At 68.4% G+C, this 21814-nt stretch carries 20 protein-coding genes and 2 tRNA genes; 8 read left to right on the top strand and 14 right to left on the bottom strand.

The features are described from left to right. Window positions 1–952: cysteine synthase A (gene cysK / locus EBE87_RS23815; protein WP_302466807.1), on the top strand; the 952-nt coding region annotated here is incomplete at its 5' end. A gap of 194 nt (window positions 953–1146) precedes the next feature. Beyond that, window positions 1147–1905 (top strand): prephenate dehydrogenase/arogenate dehydrogenase family protein, encoded by a 759-nt coding sequence (locus EBE87_RS23820; protein WP_120639075.1) that lies wholly within the window; start codon window positions 1147–1149, stop codon window positions 1903–1905. A 179-nt stretch (window positions 1906–2084) separates the two neighbouring features. On the opposite strand, the gene EBE87_RS23825 is transcribed toward EBE87_RS23820, so the two are convergent. From EBE87_RS23825 to EBE87_RS23855, 7 genes are all read right to left on the bottom strand, one after another. Next, window positions 2085–2161, bottom strand: a tRNA-Pro gene (locus EBE87_RS23825). A gap of 65 nt (window positions 2162–2226) precedes the next feature. Beyond that, window positions 2227–2694 (bottom strand): MerR family transcriptional regulator, encoded by a 468-nt coding sequence (locus tag EBE87_RS23830; protein ID WP_120639074.1) that lies wholly within the window; start codon window positions 2692–2694, stop codon window positions 2227–2229. After that, window positions 2687–2995, bottom strand: a complete 309-nt coding sequence (locus EBE87_RS23835; protein ID WP_120639073.1) for an integration host factor subunit alpha — start codon at window positions 2993–2995, stop codon at window positions 2687–2689. Before EBE87_RS23835 ends, EBE87_RS23830 begins: the two co-directional genes overlap by 8 nt. 180 nt (window positions 2996–3175) lie before the next feature. Continuing rightward, window positions 3176–4483 carry an RsmB/NOP family class I SAM-dependent RNA methyltransferase gene (locus EBE87_RS23840; RefSeq protein ID WP_120639072.1) on the bottom strand — a complete coding sequence of 436 codons (1308 nt, stop codon included), beginning with the start codon at window positions 4481–4483 and terminating at the stop codon, window positions 3176–3178. A gap of 7 nt (window positions 4484–4490) precedes the next feature. Further along, on the bottom strand, window positions 4491–5996 hold the full coding sequence (gene guaB / locus EBE87_RS23845; RefSeq protein WP_120639071.1) for an IMP dehydrogenase: 1506 nt from the start codon (window positions 5994–5996) through the stop codon (window positions 4491–4493). A 149-nt stretch (window positions 5997–6145) separates the two neighbouring features. After that, window positions 6146–6832, bottom strand: a complete 687-nt coding sequence (locus EBE87_RS23850; protein WP_120639070.1) for an RlmE family RNA methyltransferase — start codon at window positions 6830–6832, stop codon at window positions 6146–6148. 13 nt (window positions 6833–6845) lie between these two features. Continuing rightward, window positions 6846–7922, bottom strand: a complete 1077-nt coding sequence (locus EBE87_RS23855; protein ID WP_199707501.1) for a Ppx/GppA phosphatase family protein — start codon at window positions 7920–7922, stop codon at window positions 6846–6848. 217 nt (window positions 7923–8139) lie between these two features. On the opposite strand from EBE87_RS23855, the gene EBE87_RS23860 reads away from it, so the two are divergent. From EBE87_RS23860 to EBE87_RS23870, 3 genes are all read left to right on the top strand, one after another. Continuing rightward, window positions 8140–8213, top strand: a tRNA-Gln gene (locus tag EBE87_RS23860). 570 nt (window positions 8214–8783) lie between these two features. Beyond that, window positions 8784–9116, top strand: a complete 333-nt coding sequence (locus tag EBE87_RS23865) for a hypothetical protein (RefSeq protein WP_120639069.1) — start codon at window positions 8784–8786, stop codon at window positions 9114–9116. Window positions 9117–9864: 748 nt separating this feature from the next. Continuing rightward, window positions 9865–10119: a hypothetical protein gene (locus EBE87_RS23870; RefSeq protein WP_120639068.1), complete on the top strand. Its 255-nt coding sequence runs from the start codon at window positions 9865–9867 to the stop codon at window positions 10117–10119. A 165-nt stretch (window positions 10120–10284) separates the two neighbouring features. Here the strand turns inward: EBE87_RS23870 and EBE87_RS23875 are convergent, their stop codons facing one another. The 5 genes from EBE87_RS23875 to EBE87_RS23895 form a co-directional block, all read right to left on the bottom strand. After that, a complete protein-coding gene (locus EBE87_RS23875) occupies window positions 10285–11982 on the bottom strand; it encodes an HWE histidine kinase domain-containing protein (RefSeq protein WP_158600924.1) in 1698 nt (565 codons plus the stop codon). A gap of 140 nt (window positions 11983–12122) precedes the next feature. After that, on the bottom strand, window positions 12123–12809 hold the full coding sequence (locus tag EBE87_RS30380) for an EAL domain-containing protein (protein WP_120639066.1): 687 nt from the start codon (window positions 12807–12809) through the stop codon (window positions 12123–12125). Next, window positions 12691–13191 (bottom strand): EAL domain-containing protein, encoded by a 501-nt coding sequence (locus EBE87_RS30385; RefSeq protein ID WP_120639065.1) that lies wholly within the window; start codon window positions 13189–13191, stop codon window positions 12691–12693. Before EBE87_RS30385 ends, EBE87_RS30380 begins: the two co-directional genes overlap by 119 nt. Continuing rightward, on the bottom strand, window positions 13185–13451 hold the full coding sequence (locus EBE87_RS23890) for a diguanylate cyclase domain-containing protein (RefSeq protein ID WP_158600923.1): 267 nt from the start codon (window positions 13449–13451) through the stop codon (window positions 13185–13187). Before EBE87_RS23890 ends, EBE87_RS30385 begins: the two co-directional genes overlap by 7 nt. 910 nt (window positions 13452–14361) lie before the next feature. After that, window positions 14362–14607, bottom strand: a complete 246-nt coding sequence (locus tag EBE87_RS23895; protein WP_120639063.1) for a hypothetical protein — start codon at window positions 14605–14607, stop codon at window positions 14362–14364. Between the two features lie 296 nt (window positions 14608–14903). Here EBE87_RS23895 and EBE87_RS23900 point away from each other — a divergent pair, with 296 nt between their 5' ends. Genes EBE87_RS23900 through EBE87_RS23910 form a run of 3 tightly spaced genes read left to right on the top strand, consistent with a single transcriptional unit; the run spans window position 14904 to window position 19047 of the window. After that, a complete protein-coding gene (locus EBE87_RS23900) occupies window positions 14904–15251 on the top strand; it encodes a hypothetical protein (protein WP_120639062.1) in 348 nt (115 codons plus the stop codon). Beyond that, window positions 15251–18100 (top strand): response regulator, encoded by a 2850-nt coding sequence (locus EBE87_RS23905; protein WP_120639061.1) that lies wholly within the window; start codon window positions 15251–15253, stop codon window positions 18098–18100. Before EBE87_RS23900 ends, EBE87_RS23905 begins: the two co-directional genes overlap by 1 nt. Then, on the top strand, window positions 18097–19047 hold the full coding sequence (locus tag EBE87_RS23910) for a diguanylate cyclase (RefSeq protein ID WP_120639060.1): 951 nt from the start codon (window positions 18097–18099) through the stop codon (window positions 19045–19047). Before EBE87_RS23905 ends, EBE87_RS23910 begins: the two co-directional genes overlap by 4 nt. A 45-nt stretch (window positions 19048–19092) precedes the next feature. On the opposite strand, the gene xrtA is transcribed toward EBE87_RS23910, so the two are convergent. Both xrtA and EBE87_RS23920 read right to left on the bottom strand, forming a co-directional pair. After that, complete coding sequence (gene xrtA / locus EBE87_RS23915; RefSeq protein ID WP_122140195.1) at window positions 19093–20547, bottom strand: exosortase A; 1455 nt, start codon at window positions 20545–20547, stop codon at window positions 19093–19095. Further along, the gene (locus EBE87_RS23920; protein WP_120640536.1) at window positions 20544–21803 is read right to left on the bottom strand and encodes a TIGR03087 family PEP-CTERM/XrtA system glycosyltransferase; all 1260 of its coding nucleotides are present in this window, start codon (window positions 21801–21803) and stop codon (window positions 20544–20546) included. Before EBE87_RS23920 ends, xrtA begins: the two co-directional genes overlap by 4 nt. Window positions 21804–21814: the final 11 nt, after the last annotated feature.

The following is a 21814-nucleotide window of genomic DNA, read 5'->3' on the forward strand; positions in this document are numbered from 1 at the left end:
CGCCCAGGGCCGCCTCTTCCACAGCATCCTTGACACCATCGGCGCCACGCCGCTGGTCCGCCTGCCGCGGCTGGAGGCGGCGCGCGGCCTGCAGGCCCGCCTGGCGCTGAAGCTGGAATTCTTCAACCCGCTGGCATCCCTGAAGGACCGCATCGGCCAGGCCATGGTGGCCGAGGCCGAGGCGGCCGGCCTGCTCACCCCCGATGCCGAGCCGCCGCAGACCATCGTCGAGCCCACCTCCGGCAATACCGGCATCGCGCTGGCCTTTGTCGCCGCGGCCAAAGGCTACCGCCTGGTGGTCACCATGCCCGACGGCGCCTCGGCCGAGCGGCGCAAGATGCTGCGCCTGCTCGGCGCCGAGGTGGTGCTGACCCCGGCGCCGCTGGGGATGGCCGGTGCCATCGCCGAGGCCGAGCGCATCGCCGCCGCCACCCCCGGCGCCTGGATGCCGCGCCAGTTCGACAACCCGGCCAACCCCGCCGTCCACGCCGCCACCACGGCCGAGGAGATCTGGGCCGACACCGCAGGCGAGGTGGATGTGGTGGTGGCCGGCCTCGGCACCGGCGGCACGCTGACCGGCATCGCCACCGCGCTGAAGCCGCGCCGCCCTGGGCTGACGCTGGTGGGCGTCGAGCCGGCGGAATCCGCCTTTCTCTCCGGCGACGACCCGGGCCCGCACGAGATCCAGGGCATCGGCGCCGGCTTCAAGCCGGGTGTGCTGGAGCTGGAGAAGGTCGACCTGCTGCGCCGCGTCACCGAACGCGAGGCCTTCGCCGCCGCCCGCCTCTGCGCCCGCACCGAGGGCATCCCCATCGGCATCTCCTCCGGCGCCGTGCTGCACGCCATGCTCGACCTCGCCCAGCAGCCTGAGCACCACGGCAAGCTCATCACCGGCATCGCCGCCTCCTTCGCCGAACGCTACCTCTCCACCGACCTCTTCCACGGACTATGAGAAATGGCTTGACGGGGGCGGCGGCACGCCCTCCTTTAAAGGCATGAACACGACCCTGCCCGCCCTGCGCTGGTATTACCGCCCGCTCCCATAGCGCGCGGCAGGATCGTTATTCCGAAACATGCCGCCGCGAGGCGGCATGTTCGTTTCAGGACCTCCGCTCGCGGCAGCAGGACTACCTCTCGAGGGACCTGATGTTTGACCTGCCCGATGCCGCCGCCCTGCCCCGCCTCCGCCCCGCGAGCTCCAGGCCCAGCCTGGGGCTGATCGGGCATGGGGCCTTCGGGGCCTTCATCCATCCGCATCTGGCGCGCTTCTTCGATGTCGTGGTCCATGACCCGGCCGATTCCGCTTCCGCCAGCCTCGCTTCCGTGGCGGCGCGGCAGATCGTGGTGCTGGCCGTGCCGCTGGCGCAGATGCGCGGGGTCGCGGTGGCCATCGCGCCGCATCTGCGGCCCGGGGCGCTGGTGGTGGATGTCTGCTCCCTGAAGGTGGCGCCGCTGGCCATTCTGGCGGAAGCCCTGCCGGAGCATGTCGAGATCCTCGGCACCCACCCGCTCTTTGGCCCGCAGAGCGGCAAGGCGGGCATCGCGGGGCTGCGCATCGCCCTTTGCCCGCTGCGGGGCCGGCGGGCGCGGCTGGCGGCGCAGCTTCTCCGCCGCGGCTTCGGGCTGGAAGTGGTGCAGAGCACGGCGGAGGAACACGACCGCCAGATGGCCTATGTGCAGGGGCTGACGCATATCGTCTCCCGCATCGTGCTGGCCATGGATGTGCCGCCGCTGGAACTGCGGACCACCACCTTCGAGCACCTGACCCGCATGGTGGATACCGTGCGCCATGATTCGGAGGCGCTGTTCCGCACCATTGCCCGCGACAACCCCTATGCCGCCGAGGTGCGGGAGCGCTTCGCGGCAGCGACAGCCGAGGTGATGGAGCGGCTCGGGGCGCCCTGAGCGCCAGCACCCGATCGGGGCCATACCGGCCTGAGCGTCGTGGCGCATGAGCGCCGCGCGCTGGGGCGAATCGCCATGACGCGCGAATGGCCGCCTGCGGTGCCGGGCGGCTCAGCGGAACTGCGATGATGCTGTGATTTGGGGGAAGAATGCCAGGTGGCTTGGCCACCATGGAAAGATGGTCGGAATGGCGGGATTCGAACCCACGACCCCTTGTCCCCCAGACAAGTGCGCTACCAGGCTGCGCCACATTCCGATGGCCGGGGCATAGCACCGGCCTCTCGCCGCCTCAAGCCCCCCTTGTAAAGGAATAGTGGCGTCTCAGCCGCGAGAATGAGCCTGCACCAGCGCGTGCAGCTCGGCGGACAGCGCTTCCAGCTCCGCCACGGCTTCCCGCAGCGCCAGATGGGCGGGTTCCAGCGGCAGCGACGCCTCGGGCACAGACTCGGTTTCGGCCTCACGCTCGGCCGGCTCGGGCGCGTCCAGGCCGCCCTCGCGCAGCAGGCGCTGCACGCCTTTGATGGTATAGCCCTGGGTGTAGAGCAGGTCGCCGATGCGCCGCAGCAGCGCGATATCCTCTGGGCGGTAGTAACGGCGGCCGCCACCACGCTTCAGCGGCTTGAGCTGCGGAAACTTGGTTTCCCAGAAGCGCAGCACGTGCTGCGGGATATTCAGGTCCTCCGCCACCTCGCTGATGGTGCGGAAGGCTGTCGGTGCCTTGCGCAGGCGGCCGGCGGACTCGGCCGCCGGTTCGCCCTCCTCACCTGGCAGGGGTAGGTCGTCACTCATCGGTGGTCGGCACCGTCTCGCCGTTCAGCCGGGCTTTGAGCACCTGGCTGGGGCGGAAGGACAGCACGCGCCGAGGCATGATGGGCACCTCGACGCCGGTTTTCGGATTCCGGCCGACACGGAGGCCCTTCTGGCGCACCGTGAACGTGCCGAAGGCCGAGATCTTCACGGCACGGCCGCTCTCCAGAGCCGCGGAGACGCGCTCCAGCACGTCTTCCAGCAGTTCCGCGCTTTCATTGCGGGAGAGGCCGACCTGGGCGTAGATCGCCTCGGCAAGCTGCGCGCGCGTGATGGTATTCATGACCGGTCGCGGCCCATGCCAGAAATCCCTCGCAACCCACTCTAGTGCAAAAGAAAACCGGCAAGGCCCGCTGGCGTCAACCACGCCAAGCCTCCGCCTGGCTTCCTGGCGCAGAGAGTCGGCAAGCGTGACACATTCGCCACACCGTGGCGCGGCCGTCACGCTCTAGGAAAACCCGACTCAGGCGCGGCGTTGCAACACGGCTGTGAAGAAACCATCGGTGCCGTGGCGATGCGGCGAGAGTTGCATCCAGGGGCCATCCACTTCCGGCGCCGGGGCGTCGCTGGCCTCGGCCCATGCGGTGGCGAAAGGCACGAGCTCGAATTCCGGGTGGCGGGACAGGAAGCCCTCCACCTGGGCCGCATTCTCCTCCGGCAGCACGGAGCAGGTGGCGTAGACCAGCCTCCCGCCCTTCGCGACCAGGGAGGCCGTGGTGTCCAGGATATCGTGCTGCTTCGCCGCCAGCTCCGTCACGTCGCGTGGCGTGGTGCGCAGCCGGGCATCCGGGTTGCGGCGCCAGGTGCCGGTGCCGGTGCAGGGCGCATCCACCAGCACGCGGTCGAACTGCCCGGCGCGGCGCTTCACCCAGCGGTCGCCAGGTTCCAGCAGGTGGCGTTCGGCATTGTCGACGCCGGCGCGGCGCAGGCGCTTCACCGCCCCTTCCAGCCGGGTGGCGGAGACGTCGCAGGCGACGATGCGGCCCTTGTTGGCCATGGTCGCCGCCACCGCCAGCGTCTTCCCGGCGGCGCCGGCGCAGTAGTCGGCCACGCGCATGCCGGGCTTGGCGCCGGTCAGCAGCGCGATCAACTGGCTGCCTTCGTCCTGGATCTCGATCAGCCCCCCGGCAAAAGCCTTGCTGGCCAGGATGGGACGGCGGTCCGGAATCCGCAGGCCCCAGGGGGAATAGGGTGTCGGCTCGGTTGGGATGCCCTCGGCGGCCAGGGCGGCGGCGGCCTGCTCACGCGTGGTGCGCAGCAGGTTGGCGCGCAGGTCCAGCGGCGCGGAGGCATTCATGGCCTCGGCCTCGGCCGGCAGGTTCTCGCCGAAGCGGGCACGGAAGGATTCCAGCGCCCAGTCCGGCAGGTTCAGCCGGATGGCCTCCGGCATATCGGAGGAAGCCAGCTGGCGCCCGACCAGCGCGGCCACGGCCTTGCGCTCGCCAGGGTCCAATGGCGGCGGGTTGAAGCGGCCGCCGGGATAGCCCTGCTCGACGCCTTCCAGCGTCCAGCCCTCGGCCAGCACCAGATGGGCCATGACCAGATGGCGCGCATCCACCGGCAGGCCGACCTGCTGCAGGTGCCAGGTCAGGCGCAGCCGCTGGCGCAGCACGCCCCAGGCCCGCTCCGCCACCGCGCGCCGGTCGCCGCTGCCGATGTAGCGGCGGGTGCGGAAGAAGTCGTTGGCCGTTGCATCGGCCGGGCGGCGCGGCATGGCATCGACATCCGCCACCAATGCGATGGCGGCGGCGATGCGGGCGGATGGGGTCAAGGTCTGCTCAGCCTTCCTGGCGGTAGTTCGGCGCTTCGCGCGTGATGGCCACGTCATGCACGTGGGACTCGCGCAGGCCGGCACCGGTGATGCGGCGGAAGGTGCAGTTCTTCTGCATGTCCGCGATGGTGGCATTGCCGGTATAGCCCATGGCCGACTTCAGGCCGCCCACCATCTGGTGGATGACATTGCCGACCGGGCCCTTGTAGCCGACGCGGCCCTCGATGCCCTCGGGCACCAGCTTGAGCTGGTCCTGCACCTCGGCCTGGAAGTAGCGGTCGGCCGAGCCGCGCGCCATGGCGCCGATCGAGCCCATGCCGCGATAGGCCTTGTAGGAGCGGCCCTGGTAGAGGAACACCTCGCCGGGTGCCTCGTCCGTGCCGGCGAACATGCTGCCCATCATGGCGCAGTCGGCGCCGCCCGCGATGGCCTTGGCCAGGTCGCCGGAGGAGCGGATGCCGCCATCGGCGATGGCCGGGATGCCCTTCTCATGCGCGGCGACGGAGCATTCCATCACGGCGGTGAGCTGCGGCACGCCCACGCCCGCCACGATGCGGGTGGTGCAGATGGAGCCGGGGCCGATGCCGATCTTCACCGCATCCGCCCCGGCATCGGCCAGCGCGCGCACGGCTTCCGGCGTCGCCACGTTGCCGGCGATGACCTGCACGGTGTTGGACATGCGCTTCACGCGCTCCACCACCTTCATCACGCCAGCGGAGTGGCCATGGGCGGTATCGACCACGATCACGTCCACCTCGGCCTCCACCAGCAGCTCGGCGCGGCGGATGCCGTCCTCGCCCGTGCCGGTGGCGGCGGCGGCGCGCAGCCGCCCCATGCTGTCCTTAGCGGCGTTGGGGTTGGCCTGGGCCTTGTCCATGTCCTTGACGGTGATCAGGCCGATGCAGCGGTACTGGTCGTCCACCACCAGCAGCTTCTCGATGCGGTGCTTGTGCAGCAGCCCGCGCGCCTGCTCCGGCCGCACATCGGCGGTGACGGTGATCAGGTTCTCCCGCGTCATCAGCTCATAGACGCGGGTATTGGGGTCGGTGGCGAAGCGCACGTCGCGGTAGGTCAGGATGCCGACCAGACGGTTGCTGCCGGCCTCGACCACCGGGATGCCGCTGATGTGGTGGGCGGCCATCACCGCCTGCGCCTCGGCCAGGGTCTGGTCGGGGTGAATGGTGACGGGGTTCACCACCATGCCGCTCTCGAACTTCTTCACCTGCCGCACCTGGGCGGCCTGCTGCTCGGGCGTCAGGTTCTTGTGAATGACCGCGATACCGCCGGCCTGGGCCATGGCGATGGCCATGTTGCCTTCGGACACGGTGTCCATCGCGGCCGCGACGAGCGGGATGTTGAGCGAGATTTCCCGCGTCAGCCGCGTGCGGACATCGGCCTGGGCCGGCAGCACGGTGGAATAGGCCGGAACGAGCAACACGTCGTCAAAGGCATAGGCCTCGGCGATCAGGTGGCGCTGCGGCGCGGTTTCAATGGGGAGAGAGTCGGGTGCCATGGCGGAGACCTTTCGCAGAACCGGCGCGCGTTCCGCTGCCTTGGCGGTGCGTCCTACCCTGGATGGTCCCGCCGGGGCAAGCGTCACAACCGTGACACCGACGCGGGGCTCGTCTGCCTCAGGCGCGCCCCGCGCAGTTCATGGGCGCCTCAGCGCTGCCCGTCCTGGCCCCGGAAGCCCTGGGCCACCACATACATCTCGGCGCTGCCCTTGCGGCTGGCCGGGGGCTTGGCGTGCTTCACGGTGGCAAAGTCGCGCTTCATGCGGTTCAGGATCTCGCGCTCCGTGCCGCCCTGGAAAGCCTTGGCCACGAAGGCCCCGCCCGGCACCAGCACCTTGCCGGCGAAGTCCAGCGCCAGCTCGATCAGGCCCAGGATGCGTAGGTGGTCGGTGGCGTTATGCCCGGTGGTATTGGGCGCCATGTCGGAAAGCACCAGCTCGGCCGGACCGTCCAGCGCCTCCAGCACCGCCTGCTCCACCGCCTCGTCCTGGAAGTCGCCTTGCAGCAGGGTGGCGCCGGCGATCTCGTCCATCGGCAGCAGGTCCAGGGCCACCACCTTGCCGGAGGCTCCTACCCGCTGCACCGCCACCTGCGTCCAGCCGCCCGGGGCGGCGCCGAGGTCCACCACCCGCTGGCCGGGCTTGAAGATGTGGTATTTCTCGTCCAGCTCCAGGATCTTGAAGGCGGCGCGGGAGCGCCAGCCGGCAGCCTTGGCGGCGCGGACATAGGGGTCGTTCAACTGCCGCTCCAGCCACTTCTGGCTGGCGGTGGTGCGGCCCTTGGCGGTGCGCAGGCGGGTGGAAAGCCCACGCCCGGCCTCGATCGGCGGCTTCACTCGAAAATATCCTTCAGGAAAAAGGCTGGTCGGCGTGGCGTGCGGTGAAATGCGGGCGGCGGCTGCGGGAGCCCTCCTCCCGCATCATACGCTGCAGCATGCCTTCGCGCAGCCCGCGGTCCGCCACGGTGACGCAGGAGGAGGGCCAGACACGGCGGATGGCGGCATAGATGGCGCAGCCGGGCAGCACGAAATCGGCGCGTTCCGGCCCCACGCAAGGGTGCGTCCGCAGCCCTTCCCGCCCCAGGGCGAAGAGGTCGCGCAGCGCCTGGTCGGCGTCCTCGCAATCCAGGACACGGCCGTCGATCAGCGGGCGGGAATAGCGCGGCAGCGCCAGGGCCACGCCGGCCAGGGTGGTGACGGTGCCGCTGGTGCCCATCAGGCGCACGCCGCCGGAGCGCATTTCCTGCCCGATGCAATGCACTGAATCGAAGCGGCGCAGGGCCTCGGCCACCTCGTCCACCACGCTCTCGAAGCCCTGGCGGGTGAAGCAGCAGAGGCCGGCGCGTTCCGCCAGCGTCACCACGCCCAGCGGCAGTGAAATATAGCCGATCAGCGAGGCCGTGCCGCCTTCGCGCCGTATCCAGGCAATTTCGGTGCTGCCGCCGCCGATATCGAAGAGCAGGGCCCGCCTGTCCCCCGGCCGCAACAGCGGCGTGCAGGATTCCATGGCCAGCTCCGCCTCCTCCCGCGCCGGGATGATGCGGAGCGGCAGGCCGGTAGCCTCCCGCGCCCGGGCCACGAAGGCGGCGCCATTGGCCGCCTGGCGGCAGGCTTCGGTCGCCACGGCCAGGACGCGGCGCAGCGGGCGGCGCAGCAGCTTCTGCGCGCAGGCCTGCAGGGCCACGATCGCGCGGTCCATCGCGTCCTCGGACAGTTGCCCGGTGGCCGCCAGCCCTTCCCCCAGCCGGACAACGCGGCTGTAGCTGTCCACCACCTTCAACCCGCCCGCCGCCGTGGGCGCGCCGACCAGCAGGCGGCAATTGTTGGTGCCGAGGTCGATGGCCGCGAAGGCGCCGCCGGACTGGCCGGCGGCGGAGGGGCTGGGGCGTAGCGCCGGGCTGGCGCGAAGGAAAACAGGGTCTGACATGGCGTTCTGGTCCAGCGCGCCCTTCAGGTCAGGCCAGGATGGACATCATCCTGGGTGGCCGAGGACACGCCGGCGGGTTCAATGATCCGGCCTGCGGGACGGCTGGGCAAGCGATTTCGCGTGCCATGCATAAATGGTGCTTCGGACCGCTTGCATCCACCCCATGGCGATGCTATTTGCCCGCCGCGCCGCTGATGAACAGTCCGCCGGCGCCCGTTGGGGAATAGTTTAACGGTAGAACTCCCGACTCTGACTCGGGCAGTCTTGGTTCGAATCCAGGTTCCCCAGCCATCATCTCCTGAAGATGTATGGTTTTAGCAGAATTGGCCCGACCTTAGGTCAGAGGCCTTATTTACTGCCTTCTTCCCACAGAATTTTTCCACATCACTGGCGAAGGAAATTTGTTCGCCACAGATGGGGCCTGTCCAAGAAGGGTTTGCGGCGAACTTCCGCACACCATTGTCTAGGTCTGGCTGGTGGAAGCGCTGAATAAGCATCGCTCCATATCAGTAGCCTCCGTGGCTACTGAGTCGTCAGGCAGCCGCCATGCCTTCCCTCGCTCGCAACCTGGGCTCTTTGACGGTATGCTTAGCAAAACGGCTCCGCTGAGCAGGCAGCGCAACGTTACCTGCCGGCATGCTCCGTGGTTTCCAAAGCCGAGGGACGAGAGGCATCACAGCCCGACCTGACGGCACCAAGCAGGCCAGGCCGCTGTTTGCGTATCTTTCGGCCCCTTCTGCGCGCCATCAGATCACGTGTTCAGAAAAGCCACGTAGAAGCCCTACAGTCCCTTCCGGCTCCGCGGCCTTTACCAGAAGACACAAGCCAGCCTCCAAGGACACGCTCGGCATCGGCCCCGAGTTGAACATCAAGCCGCGGTCCTGGCCCCCGGGCATTCGCCTGAACTACACCGCATTCGAATTCGAGCACGACTTCAGTGGTGGTGGGGTCAACTACAACGACAAACTGGCCTTCTCCTCCCTCAGTGCGGCGTCGGACTTATATCCGTTCAAGACCGGCTTCCGAGTGAGCGCTGGCTTTCGCTACAGCGCGGACCCGATTGATCTGACCGGCCGCACGGAGAGGGATTGCCGTCACAGGAGCATCACAGTCCAGGGTTCCGCCCTCGGCACCTTGTATGGTGATGTGTCCCACAACAAGATTCAGCCTTATCTGGGCTTGGTTTACACCTGATGCCTTCTTGGGCGGCCGCTTGCCGATGGCCGGCGCGACCTACCTGGCAATCCGGACGTGAACCTGTGGGCCGATGCCAACGTTCCAGCGATCGTCCGAGCCTATATGGAAGGCAAGCGCCACGCCGTGGCGTGCAGGGTAGGTGATTACAAGTTTTACCCGGTGATCTAACTCTCCATAGCTCATCGCTTCTGACCTGCGGACACGGGAAAGCTGGCAAACCAGTTCGCCTTGCTTTCCGCGCCGCGCGTCGCTCTGCAACGGCCTCTGCGGGGGCCGTTGCCAACCAGCAAGTGTATTGATGGATGGTTCCAAAGCAGGCCGCGTCCGGACATCACCTTGCATCGCCATTGCAGGCGCTTCGGTATTCGTTCTGCGGGCGAGGGTGCCCTAGCCCCTATTCCTGCAGAGCCATGAAACAGTCCTCTGCGGAAGGCAGAGAAACTCACCGGTGCGCGCATCACGCTTCACCCTCAGCTCCCTGAGAGATCCGGACCGCACCTGCAGCCTCAGAGGTTCGAAAGCATCTGATGTCCCTGGCCTCGCTTGGCGGACCCAACACTCGGTTCAGGGCTCTGTAAGTTCTTCAAGAAATCTCCAGCCTGCATCCGGACAGCTAAATGTTGTGGAATCGTTATCAACCACTAGCTAAGCTTACCTCAGGCGCCGGGCTCCCCCACGGCGCCTTCACCACGCCTTAAACCGGCGCCGACAACACTGCTTCCCGCACCCCCACCGGAGGCCCGCGATGTTCTTCAAGCTGATGTGCCTGGATCGTTCCTACTTCCTTAGCCGCGACCCCCAGTTCTTCGAACATTATCCTGATGCCGTTGCCGCGGCTGGCAATGCGATGCAGACCGTTGAACAGGGTTCTGTCATCGAGGTGGTCAGGGACAATCAGGTACTGCTACGCATGCGGTGCGAGAAGGCGCCGCAGGCTGGTACCGCCCTTGGCTCCGCGATGCCTGTCGCTTCTGGCGCGGGAGCATCGCTCCCGCATTAAGGCGCCGGCCCGCAGCTTCGCCAGCAACGGCCCGCTGCGCCTTGAACCTGAGTGGGTCCAGGGGGGTGCGATCCCCCTGCCCGGCTCTCGACCAGCGCCCCGGCTTGCCAGCCTGTGAGTTCTCCAGGGCAGGACCGCAGCTATCCCAGGCCGTGGAGATCATCCTCAGCCCGCCTTCTTCAGCGCTCCTTCCTCGCTCGCCCTGCCCGGCCGCGTCAGTGACATCTCAATTTCGCAAACAAAGCCGGAGGTAAGCCAGGAGAGCGAAAGCCGTCCTCCCAGCTGCCCACGCACAATGGCCTCCAGCATTCGGAAGCCGAAGCCGCGCCGGGTGGGCGGCTTCACCAGCGGGCCCTTGGATTCCTCCCAGCGGAGGATCAGCAGGTCGCCCGGCGCTTCCGCGGTGTCGCTCAAGCGCCAGGAGACAGTGGCCTGCCCACCGGGCACGGAAAGCGCGCCGTGCTTCAGCGCATTGGTCGCCAGTTCATGCATCGCCATGGCCAGGGGCTGCGCGGCGGCAGGCGGCAGCAGCACGGCCAGCCCATCCAGTTCGGCGCGCGTATTGAACTCGCCACCCGCTTCCGAGACGAAGGGCGTGAGCTCCGCCTTCAGCAGCGCCTGCAGGCTGGCTCCGCGCCACTGGTTCTGCGACAGCAGGGCCTGCGCCCGCGCCAGGGCCGAGACGCGCCCGGCCACCGCCTCCACATAAGTCTCCAGGTCCTTCTTGGGGGTAAGCTGAAGCGTGGCCTGCACCACGGCCAGCGCATTCTTGGCCCGGTGGTCCACCTCGCGCGCCAGAAGGCGCACCTGAGATTCGCTGGCCTGGATGGCGGCCGTCCGCTCCCTGACCCGCTCTTCCAGATGCGCGTTCAACTGGCGCAGCTCCTGCGTGCGCCTCCGCGCCAACAGGCAGAGCCAGCACAGGGCCAGCGAGGTCATGACCGCGAAGCCGCCATAGATCGTCACACGGCGGTACCATCCGGCGAGCGCCGCCTCCTTCGGGATACCCACGGCGATACTGACGGGAAAGTGGCCCAGGTGCCGATAAGCCACCAGGCGGTCGATGCCATCGAGCGGCGATGTGCCGCTCACCACCACGCGTTCCAGACTGGCATCGAATGCCTGCGCCAGTGCCCCGCCCTCCGGCAGGCGGACGGCATCGCCCGGCTCGATAGCCGGCCAGCGGGCCATCAGCACGCCATCGCTGCGGCTGAGCGTGACCAGCGTGCCCGGCACCACGGCCGCGCTTCTCCAGTATTCCAGGAAGCTGGTCTGCCGCACCCCGACGGCCGTCACGCCCAGGAAGCCGCCATCGGCGGCGGAGCGCCGCCGCGTGACAAAGAACACCAGGCCACCATGATTGCGACTGTGCAGCAGACCGGCGACATAGAATTCCGGGCCGGGATGCTCCTGGTGCCAGCGGAAGTATTCGCGATCGCTGGCACTGACGCGGGCGGGGGGCTGCTCGTTCACGGAATCCACCAGCACCTGGCCGTCGGGCCCGAGCACGACGATGCCGATGCGGGCCACATACAGGCTCAGCGCGCGCAGATAAGCATGATGGTCGGCGACGTTGGCGGCCACCGCTTCGTTGGACAAGCCACGAAGGCGCTCATCCGTGGCGCCCAGCGCCAGGACCTGGAATTCGATGACCTTCTCGGCATGGCCGTACAGCGTGTCGAGCGTGGCAAGGAGGTCGCGCTCAGCCGTCGCCAGGGCTTGACTGCGGTCGAAGGTGGCCAGGGCGCCGAACAGCAGTGCCGGAAGCAGCACGGCGGCCACCAGAAGGGCATCGAGGCTCCGGAAGGGCCGCAGCCGCCGCTGGGGCGCGGCGCTGCGCCGGCTGGCATCGTCGCCTTGCATCTGAACTCCTCGAGGTGCCCCGCACATGCGCCAACAGTACGGCCCCGATCCGTTCACAGGGGATGGCCACGGTTCTGAAAAGGGTTAAGCGACCTGCATGTCACCGCAATGCATTGCCGTCTCGGGCTTAGCTGCGCAATTCAAGCCCTGGCGAGCGGCGCGCCACCATCACGTCGATGCCCCTGAGCGGGGCTATGGCCTTGTCTGGCGGCAGGGGCAAGGGGGTAGATCGGCGCGCCGTCCTCGCGGCGCTGCCAGCTGGCGGCGAGCAGTTCCGCCGGCGGCAGGGCCCTGCCATAGCGGAACCCCAGCCCTTCCGCGCAGCCGCGAGCCCGCAGCAGGCTTTCCTGCGCCTCGGTCTCCACCCCCTCCGCGATCACCCTAAGCCCCAGCTTCCGCGCCAGTGTCAGGGCCGCTTCCACGATGGCTGCATCATGCGCCTCTTCGGCCACATGGGTGATGAAGCTGCGGTCGATCTTGAGGCGTGTGACCGGCACGTTCTGCAACGTCACCAGAGACGCGAAGCCGGTTCCGAAATCATCGATGGCGATGCCCCGGTCCCGCAGCGCATGCAGGGCAGCCAACACCCCTTCATCCTGCCGCACGGCGATATTCTCCTTCAGTTCCAGCTCAAGCACCTTCGTTGGCAAGTGCCGGCGGGCAAGCGCCGCCGTGACAATGTCGGGCAGATCCCCGGCGCGCAGTTGCTCACCGAACAGGTTGACGCCTATGCAGGCACAGCCCCGCGCGCCGCCATTCCGCCACCGGCGGCAGGCCTCGTCGATGACCCAGTTGCCGACACTGCGGGCATGGCGGCTGCTTTCCAGCGCCTCCGGAAAAAGGGGGGCCCAGCAGGTCGCGCATCGGGTGCCGCCAGCGCAGCAGCGCCTCCACCCCCATCAGCGCGCCATCGGCAAGGCGCACCTGCGGCTGGTAGTGCAGTTCGAACTCATGCCGCGCGACCGCCTGCCCGATCTCCCCGTCCAGATGCGGCCGTGCCTCGTAGACCTCCCGGTCCGTGGCGCTGAAGGTGCGAAAAGGCCCCCTGTCCACCTTGGCCGGCGCGGTAGAGGGCCGGATCGCATCGGCCAGCAGCGTCTCGACCGCCGCCTTTTCTCCGGCCGGCAGCAGCACCAGCCCGCCGCTGGCCGTCATGCGGAACATCCGCCCGCCGATCGTGAAGGGCGCCGCCGCCAGCGCCGTCAGCATCTCCGCCGCAATGGCCCGGCTTCCGCCAGCCCGCGCTTTCCCGGCAAGAGCAGGGCGAACTCGTCGCCGCCGAGCCGCAGCACCTCATCGCCCACGGAATGGCCGCAGACCTCATTGACATGCTTAAAGTCGTCCAGGTCGAGCAGCACCAGCCCCCGCGCCACCGCCTCATGGAAGCCCGCACGGTTCGGCAGGTCGGTCAGCGGGTCGTGATAGGCCCGGTGCCGCAGCTCCTCCCGGACGCGGACCTGCTCTGTCACTTCCCGCGCGAAGAGCGTGATGCCGTCGTCCTGGGTGGGAAAGACGTGGGCCTCGAAATGCCCGCTCGGCGGACCTTAATCGAAAGTGACCTGCACCGGCACGCGTTCCGTCATCCACCTCTGTGTGCGGCCCAGACCGGGCCACCCACCAGCTCGGGAAACACGTCCCAGACGACGCGGCCGATGAGGTCGTGATCCTTCAGGCGTAACCAGGCACGGACATTGAGAAAGGTGATGCGCTAGTTGCGGGCGATAGCCAGGACGCTGTCGGTGGTGCTCTCCAGCATGTCACCGAGGCGCCGCTCACGCTCCGCCACCGCCTCGGCCATCGTATCGAAGGCCTAGCCCAGCTGGCCGACCCGGCCGGCACAGGCTGCAGCGGATCTCGTCATGATTCTGAACGGTTAGCACCATGGAGGGTGCCGTAAGCATCTGATTGGCGCCAGCCGTGATCCGCCTCTGCTCGGCGGCAGCGAGCTGGGCCAGCTGCATGACCTGCCCCGGAAATCGCGGCAGGCTGTTCATGCCGGTCCTCCACCGCGCCAAGCTACGAGCAGGGTTGGAGGCAGCACGCCAAGGACCACAAGGAGCAGCAGGCGGAAATAAGCCTCACGAACACGCCTTGGAACGATTCCGCCCCGGTGGCACCGGAAGGCCGTATGCGAAGTTTATGCCGCGCCTCTGCCAAAGGAGCCTGTTACCAGCGAAGCGATATGGAAGTGCCGGTCTATCAGGGCGGCACTCCACCTTCCATTCAGCGCCGGGCGAGACTGCCATTCATCCAGGGCATGTTTCAAAAGCCGTTGCAATAAGCCACGAATTTAACGATCAATCCCCATGTGGTCACTGGCGGCGCGGCCATCCGCCACGCCGCCGCATCAGGACCTGGTCTCAACGACGGGTACCGGGTCTAATTGGCGGAAAGCCCCGCATCCGAAGCGTGAGCGCGGCGTGGCACCACTGCTGCCTGCCATTGTCGTTGCACATCTTCATTCACGGAAGCCGCGGATTGGCCAGGATGCACAATGGTCGTCGCGCCATTCAGGCTGAAGCGGTAGGGTCGCTGGTGCCTGTTCGCCTTCTCCACGCATCGGGCAATGACATGCGGGAGGTAGTCGTCCAACCGGGTGGGATAGTCCTCGATTTCATTCGGCATGGCGTTCCCCTGTTGATGCCGCATGCGATCCGAACGCAGGCTGGTGGCACTGCTCTTATTTGGCCTGAGCGAAGCGGCGAAGGGTAGCGTTTTCCCTTGCACCGCACGCAAAAGTTGTGCAGCAGACGTAACAATCATCTGAGGGTATAGACAGGCTACAGCGGATTGGTTGAAGCTTTGGGCGTGGGAAATGCTCGCTTCAGGCGCGGCTTTTCTCTATACACGTATTCGTGAGCGACACTTGCCTCACCAGGCGCGGCAGCCAGGCTCCGCCAGAACCTCACTCGGACATCGCCATGCCAGACGGCCGCACCATCAGTCGGAACCCATGGTCCGGTCTGCTCCCTTCTGCGGCTCTTCTGCTGTGCAGCGCCTTCGCGGCGCTGTTGATCGGCCTCGCCCCCGCCGCCGGGCAGACGCAGTTCGCCGTGATCACCGCGCCCTGGTGGAACCTCTCCCGAACGGCGGCGCTGGTCGGCGCGGCCGAGGGCGACATCCTGGATGTCGGCGGCCTGCCGAATGTCGTCATCGCCCATTCGGATGATCCGGGCTTCGTGGCGGCGCTCTACGAAAAAGGCGCCTGGCTGGTGCTCGATCCGGTTCTGCTGCGTGGCTGCCTGGGCGGCCCGAAAGGTGCTGTCTGATGGTTGAGCTGGAAAAGCTCCGCGTGGGCTTCGCCCGCTTCCTTGTGCTCTTCCTCTGGGCGCATGTGCCGCTGGTGGTGCTGGTGGCGCAGGGCGTCGGCCGCCCGCCGGTGGCGCCGGCGCTCTTCGCCGCTGCGCTCGCCGGGGCGCTGCATCTCACCTGGCTCCGCCACGGCGCCGCGCCTCCCACGCGCTATATCTCGGCCGCGGCGCTGATGGCGCAGCCCGCGCTGCTGCTCTACCTGCTGTCCGGCCACCCCTGGCAGATGGACATGCACATGTACTTCTTCGCCGGGCTCGCGCTGCTGATCGGCTGGTGCGATTGGCGCGTGGTGGTGGTGGCGGCCGGCGCGGTGGCCCTGCACCACCTCACCTTCAACCTGCTGCTGCCCGCCGCCATCTTCCCCGGCGATGCGGGGCTGGAACGGGTCTACCTGCATGCCGGCATCGTCGTGCTGCAGACGGCCGTGCTGGTCTGGCTGAGCAATAAGCTGTCCTCCAGCTTCAGCCATATCGGCGCGATGCGGGACGAAATCCTGCTCAGCAATGAGATGCTGGAACGCCGGGTGGAGGAACGGACGCAGGAAGCCCGCGCCGCCAGCGTGGCCAAGAGCCTCTTCCTGGCCAATATGAGCCACGAGATCCGCACGCCGATGAACGCCATCCTCGGCTTCAGCCATCTGGCGTTGCGGACGGACCTGACACCGAAGCAGCGGGACTATCTGCTGAAGATCAAGTCGGCCAGCAGCGCGCTGCTCGGGCTGATCAACGACATCCTCGACTTCTCCAAGATCGAGGCCGGCAAGCTCTCGCTGGAGCATGCCCCCTTCAGCCTGCGCGCCTCGCTGGAGAGCGTTTCCAGCATCGCGGCGGTGCGGACACTGGAGAAGGGCGTGGCGCTGCGTTTTGACATCGCCCCCGACCTGCCCGCCACGCTGATCGGGGATTCGCTGCGCTTCAACCAGGTGCTGCTGAACCTGGTCAGCAACGGCATCAAGTTTACCGAGCAGGGCGAGGTGGTGGTGGCGCTGCGGGTGATCGACCGCCGCGGCGCCGATATGACCATCGAGGTCCTGGTGCGCGATACCGGCATCGGCATGAGCGCGGAGCAGCAGGCCAAGCTGTTCCAGTCCTTCTCGCAGGCCGACAGTTCCACCACGCGCCGGTTCGGCGGCACCGGCCTTGGCCTCGCGATCAGCCGCCAGTTGGTGGAGCTGATGGGCGGCCACATCGAGGTGGCCAGCCAGCCGGGCCAGGGCAGCACCTTCCGCTTCACCATCCGCATGGCGGCCGGGGAGGAGAATGCCCTGCCCGCCTTCCTGCCGCCGGAGGATCTGAAGCGCCTGCGCGTTCTGATCGTGGATGACGACGCGGGTTCGCAGGAGATCCTGCGGGAGATCTTCGCCACCTGGGCCATCCGCGCCGATTGCGCTTCCTCGGCCGAGCAGGCCTTCCGGATGCTGGAGCAGGCGGCGGCCCGGGGCAGCATCTACGACCTCGTGCTGATGGACTGGAAGATGCCGGGCACGGACGGCATGGAGGCCGCGCGGCAGATCCAGCGCCGGGCGGGCCAGGGGCCGGTGCCCACGGTGATGATGGTCAGCGCCTATGGCCGCGAGGAAGCGATGCTGGAGGCCGAGGCCGCCGGCACCTCCGCCTTCCTGGTGAAGCCAGTCGAAGCCGATATGCTGCTGGACACCATCAGCAGCATCTTCATCGATGGCCGGCTGCCGGCCGCCCGGGCGCAGCCCGCCTCGGCGCAGGAGGCCCTGCCCCGGGTCGCGCCCGAGTTCCGCGGCGCGCGGGTGCTGCTGGCCGAGGATAACGAGATCAACTGCGAGGTGGCGGTCGAGATCCTGACCGATGCGGGGCTGGTGGTGGAGATCGCCCGCAACGGCCGCGCCGCCTGCGACATCCTGCTGTCGGAAGGCGCGCGGTTCGATGCCGTGCTGATGGACGTGCAGATGCCGGAGATGGACGGCATCGAGGCCACCACCCGCATCCGCCAGCATATTCCGGCCGACCGCCTGCCCATCATCGCCATGACGGCCCATGCCTATGAGCAGGAGCGGCAGCGCTGCTTCGCCGCCGGCATGAACGACCACGTCACCAAGCCGGTGGACCCTGCCTGGCTGGTGGCGACGCTGAACCGCTGGCTGAAGCCGGTGAGCAGCCCGGCGGCCGCCGCGCCGGTGCCGCAGGCTGCCGCCCCCTCCCCCGCCACGGATCTTCCGGCGGCCTTGCCACCCTTCGATCTCGACCGCGCCCTGGTACGGGTGAACGGCAAGCGCGCCCTGCTCCGCAAGCTCATCATCGACTTCGGGCGGAATTTCGCCGATGCCGCCGCGACCCTGCGCCAGCAGGCCGAGGATGGTGCGCTGGATGACGCTCGCCGCACCGCGCATACCCTGAAGGGCGTTGCCGCCTCCCTGGAAGCCGGCGAGGTCGCGGCGGCCGCGAGCGCGCTGGAGGATGCCCTGGCCCGGCACGACAGCAGCGGGCTGGTTGCGCTGCTGTCGGGGCTGGAAGCGGCGCTGCATCCGGCCCTCGCCGCCTCCCGCTCCCTGGTGGTGGAAGCGCCCCCGGCGGCGGCGCCTGCCGCACCCGCGCACCTCGATTATTCCGCCGTGCTCCCCGCCCTGGCCGACCTGCGGGAGCAGTTGCAGCGCCGCAGCCTGCGCGCCCGTAGGACGCTGGAAACCATGGAAGCCACGCTGGGGGATACGCCGGAAGCGGCGGGCCTGCGTCCGGTCGCGGCGGCCATGGCGGCGCTCGACTTCACCGGAGCGGCAGCCCTGCTCGATGAACTGACAGGCCAGACCAATGCCCTGGAAGGGGTGACAGAATGAGCAACCGTTCCGTGATCCTGGTGGTGGATGACGAGGTTTCGAACATCGAGCTTCTCAGCGCGGTGCTGGAAGACGACTACGAGATCTGCTTCGCGACCTCCGGCACGGAAGCCCTGCAAGTGGCGCGCTCGGTGCTGCCGGACCTCATCCTGCTGGACGTGCTCATGCCGGGCATGGACGGCTATGCCGTGTGCCGAGAGGTCAAGGCGGACCCCTTGCTGGCCGATGTGCCGGTGATCTTCACCACCGCGCTGGGGGACCAGGAGGCGGAGGTGAAGGGCCTGGAGCTGGGCGCGGTGGATTACGTGGCAAAGCCCATCACGCCGGTAATCGTCCGTGCCCGCGTGCGCAATCATATCGAGATGAAGCGGATGCGCGACCAGCTGGCGGAGATGGCGGTCACCGATGCCCTGACCGGCCTGGGCAACCGCCGGCGGCTGGAACAGGCGCTGAAGCAGGAAGCCGGGCGCCTCGCGCGCAGCATGTCGAACCTGTCGGTCATCATGCTCGATATCGATTTCTTCAAGCAGTTCAATGACACCTACGGCCACATCGCCGGCGACCGCTGCATCATGATGGTGGCCGCCACGCTGAACCGCGCGGTGCGCCGGGCCGCGGATTTCGTCTCGCGCTATGGCGGCGAGGAATTCGCCTGCGTGCTGCCGGACACCAGCCACGACGAGGCGATGGCCATCGCGAACAATATCCGTGACCGTGTGCTGGCGCTGTGTGTCCCGCATGAACGTTCGGAAGCCGCGCCCTATGTCACCGTCAGCATCGGCGTCGCCACGGCCATCTGCAGCCCCGGTATCGACCCGATAAGCTGGATCAGGGCCGCCGACAGCCAGCTTTACCAGGCCAAGGCTGCCGGCCGGAATCGCGTGGAAGGCCGCGTCTTCCTTGACGCCGAGATGCGGAATGTCCGGCCGCGCGAAGCGGCCGCCTGAGCCCTCCGGCCCGCCCTGCACAGGCGGGCCGTGGGCTTCCGCGCCTTATTCCTGCTGCGAGAGGTCCGAGGCGCGCTGAGCCAGTTCCGCTAGCTGGGCCTGGAAGCGGCCCTGCAAGCTTGGCCTCTGACCGGCCGAGGCATGTTGCCAGGTCACGACCGCCAGCACCGGGCTGCCATGGGCGCCGCGCAGGCTGTTCAGCGCCTGCCGCAGCCGCGTCCGCAACCCGTCGCCAGCGGCCGCGCCATCCAGCCAGGCGGCGGCGGCAACGGTGCGCGTGGCCTCATTGTCACGCCGGACCTGCCAGTCGGCATCGCCGGCCTTGACGGAGAAGATGGCGTCCTCGTCGTGATTGCCGGTGAGGCGGTAGCGCTCCGCCGTGACGCCGGCCCAGGTGGTGCGGGGCGAGAAGACCAGCAGCCGGGCCTCGATAAGATCCTCACCACAACGCAGGGCGGTGCCTTCCGGCTGGCAGCCGTCGGCGGCCAGGACCGCGTGGATGATGCGCGGCGGCGCGGCGCCGGCCTGATCGATGGTCACGGCCACCGCCGGGCCCGCCAGGGCGGCGGCGGCGCACAGCACGGCGGAAGCCAGCACGGCGGTGCGGCGCACGGGGTGCGGCGCGGCCGCCGGGGTGCCGGGCAGGCTGGCGACATCCTCGCGGAAGGGCAGCCCCGCCACCACCAGCAGCAGGATGACGGCGGAGAAGAAGATCCAGCCATAGACCAGATGATCCGTGGCGGCGGCTTCGGCGCTGCCCAGGTAATGGCCCAGCAGCACGATGCCCAGGGCCCGCATGCCATTGGCCACCACCGGCACAAGCACCGCCAGCAGCATCACCACAAGGCGCCGCCAGGGGCTGCGGAACATCACGAAGGCATAGAGCGCGCCGAAGGCCAGCGCCGCGATGATGAAGCGCAGGCCGGCGCAGGCCTCGGCCACCAGGAAGGTGCCGGCCGGGATCTCGATGATGAAGGCATCGTGGTAGTACGGGATGCCCAGCACCTGCAGGCCGGAGACGATGAACCAGGCCGTGACATGCTGCAGCAGCGGCACCAGGAAGGCGCCGAAGGGCACCAGAAAGAACAGGTAGAGCAGCGGCGCCGCCATGGCCTTGCCGACCCGCCAGCCCAGCACCGCGATGATGAAGCATTCCACGATAGCCATGGCGGTGAGCTGCCGGCCTTCCATGATGCCGAGGCGCTCCGCCAGCAGCCAGCCGATGCCGGCCACCAGCGCGGCCAGCGCGGCCAGCGGCATGGGCTGCGGCTGCAGCCCGGCCAGCCGGTCGCGGCGCTGCCAGGCCAGCCAACCCGCGACCGGCAGCACCAGCCAGCAGTGATTGAAGGCGGTGGAGCTTTCCCAGACATGCACGGCCGCCACGGCTTCTTCCGCGAAGGTCCAGCCCAGTGCCAGCAGGCCGAGGGCCAGCACGGCCAGGGCCACCGGCCATGCGGTGTCGCGCCCGGCCGGTAAGGCGGCGGGATGGGCCATGCTCATGCGGGGACCTGTACGGCCGGGGCCTGGGTGGTGCTGGAGGCCGGGCGGGGGCCATCGAAGGCGGCGTCCAGCTTGCGCAGCGTGGCGGCCCAATCGTGGCCATCGCGTACGGCGCGGCGGGCATTCTCGCCCAGGTCGGGATGCTGGCCCGCCAGCACCTCCCGCACCAGCCGCACCGTCTCAGCGACGCCATCGCCCACCAGGATATCGCGGCCCGGCGTGGCATGGATGCCTTCGAAAGCGGCGGCGGAAGCCACCACCGGGCGGCCCAGCGCCATGGCTTCCAGCACCTTGTTCTGGATGCCGCGCGCGATGCGCAGCGGCGCCACGGCCAGCCTGGCATGGGCCAGGTAAGGGCGCACATCCGGTACCGGCCCGGTGACATGCACGCCCGGCAGCGCCGCCAGGGCCCGCACCTGCGGCGCCGGATTGGCGCCCACGATGAAGAATTCCGGCGCCGGGCCAGCACCCTGGCGCAGCAGCGGCATCACTTCCCGCGCGAACCAGGAGACCGCCTCGATATTCGGGCGGTAATCCATGGTGCCGGTGAAGGCGATGACGGGTGCATCGCCCTGGTAAGGCGTCGTGTAGCCGCCGGCGGCGTCGAAGCGGGACATGTCCACGCCATTCTCGACCCAGTCCATGCGCGGCGCGACCTCGGGCGCCAGTTCGATGAAACGCTCGCATTCCTGGCGGGAGACCAGCAGCGTGCGGTCGAAGGCCAGCGCCGCCTCACGCTCGAAGCGCAGCAACGTGCGGGCCTCGCGCGCCCAGACCTGCTGCATCGGCGGCTTGGCATCGGCGGCATAGGCGCGCCACTTTTCGGAATCGACATCCACCAGGTCCAGCACCCGCCGGATGCCGGGGCGGCGCGCCGCCGGGCCCATGACGTAAGGAGCCATGGCGCCGGAATAGACCAGGATGCCCTCATACCGCCCGGCGGCGAGGCCCTGGTTCACCCAATCGTGCAGCCCGGCATGGTGGAACCAGCCGACGCTCAGCGGCGCGCCGGGGCGGCAGCGCAGCAGCGCGCGGGCGGCGGCCTGCCAGCGGTTGCCGGTGGGCAGGCAGCGCACCTCGGCGCAGCGGGCCTCCAGCACCGGCAGGTGGCGCAGGTCGGCCGGGTCATCCACCAGGCAGCCCAGGTCCACGTCCCAGCTCTCGGCCAGATGGTCGAGCATATGCCAGGCACGGATCTTGTCGCCCTTCTCCGGCGGATAGGGAATGCGGTGGCTCAGGAACAGCAGGCGGCGCATGGCGTCCCTTC

This window comes from Teichococcus wenyumeiae (assembly GCF_003696345.1).
Taxonomy (GTDB): domain Bacteria; phylum Pseudomonadota; class Alphaproteobacteria; order Acetobacterales; family Acetobacteraceae; genus Pseudoroseomonas; species Pseudoroseomonas wenyumeiae.

Coding starts and splice junctions, on each gene's coding strand:
- EBE87_RS23870 (WP_120639068.1), top strand. CDS start 9,865: ATGTTCTTCAAGCTGATGTGCCTGGATCGTTCCTACTTCCTTAGCCGC.
- xrtA (WP_122140195.1), bottom strand. CDS start 20,547: ATGAGCATGGCCCATCCCGCCGCCTTACCGGCCGGGCGCGACACCGCA.
- EBE87_RS23855 (WP_199707501.1), bottom strand. CDS start 7,922: ATGTCAGACCCTGTTTTCCTTCGCGCCAGCCCGGCGCTACGCCCCAGC.
- EBE87_RS23875 (WP_158600924.1), bottom strand. CDS start 11,982: ATGCAAGGCGACGATGCCAGCCGGCGCAGCGCCGCGCCCCAGCGGCGG.
- EBE87_RS23920 (WP_120640536.1), bottom strand. CDS start 21,803: ATGCGCCGCCTGCTGTTCCTGAGCCACCGCATTCCCTATCCGCCGGAG.
- EBE87_RS23905 (WP_120639061.1), top strand. CDS start 15,251: ATGGTTGAGCTGGAAAAGCTCCGCGTGGGCTTCGCCCGCTTCCTTGTG.
- EBE87_RS23895 (WP_120639063.1), bottom strand. CDS start 14,607: ATGCCGAATGAAATCGAGGACTATCCCACCCGGTTGGACGACTACCTC.
- EBE87_RS23900 (WP_120639062.1), top strand. CDS start 14,904: ATGCCAGACGGCCGCACCATCAGTCGGAACCCATGGTCCGGTCTGCTC.
- EBE87_RS30385 (WP_120639065.1), bottom strand. CDS start 13,191: ATGCTGACGGCGCTGGCGGCGGCGCCCTTCACGATCGGCGGGCGGATG.
- EBE87_RS23830 (WP_120639074.1), bottom strand. CDS start 2,694: ATGAGTGACGACCTACCCCTGCCAGGTGAGGAGGGCGAACCGGCGGCC.
- EBE87_RS23910 (WP_120639060.1), top strand. CDS start 18,097: ATGAGCAACCGTTCCGTGATCCTGGTGGTGGATGACGAGGTTTCGAAC.
- guaB (WP_120639071.1), bottom strand. CDS start 5,996: ATGGCACCCGACTCTCTCCCCATTGAAACCGCGCCGCAGCGCCACCTG.
- EBE87_RS23835 (WP_120639073.1), bottom strand. CDS start 2,995: ATGAATACCATCACGCGCGCGCAGCTTGCCGAGGCGATCTACGCCCAG.
- EBE87_RS23820 (WP_120639075.1), top strand. CDS start 1,147: ATGTTTGACCTGCCCGATGCCGCCGCCCTGCCCCGCCTCCGCCCCGCG.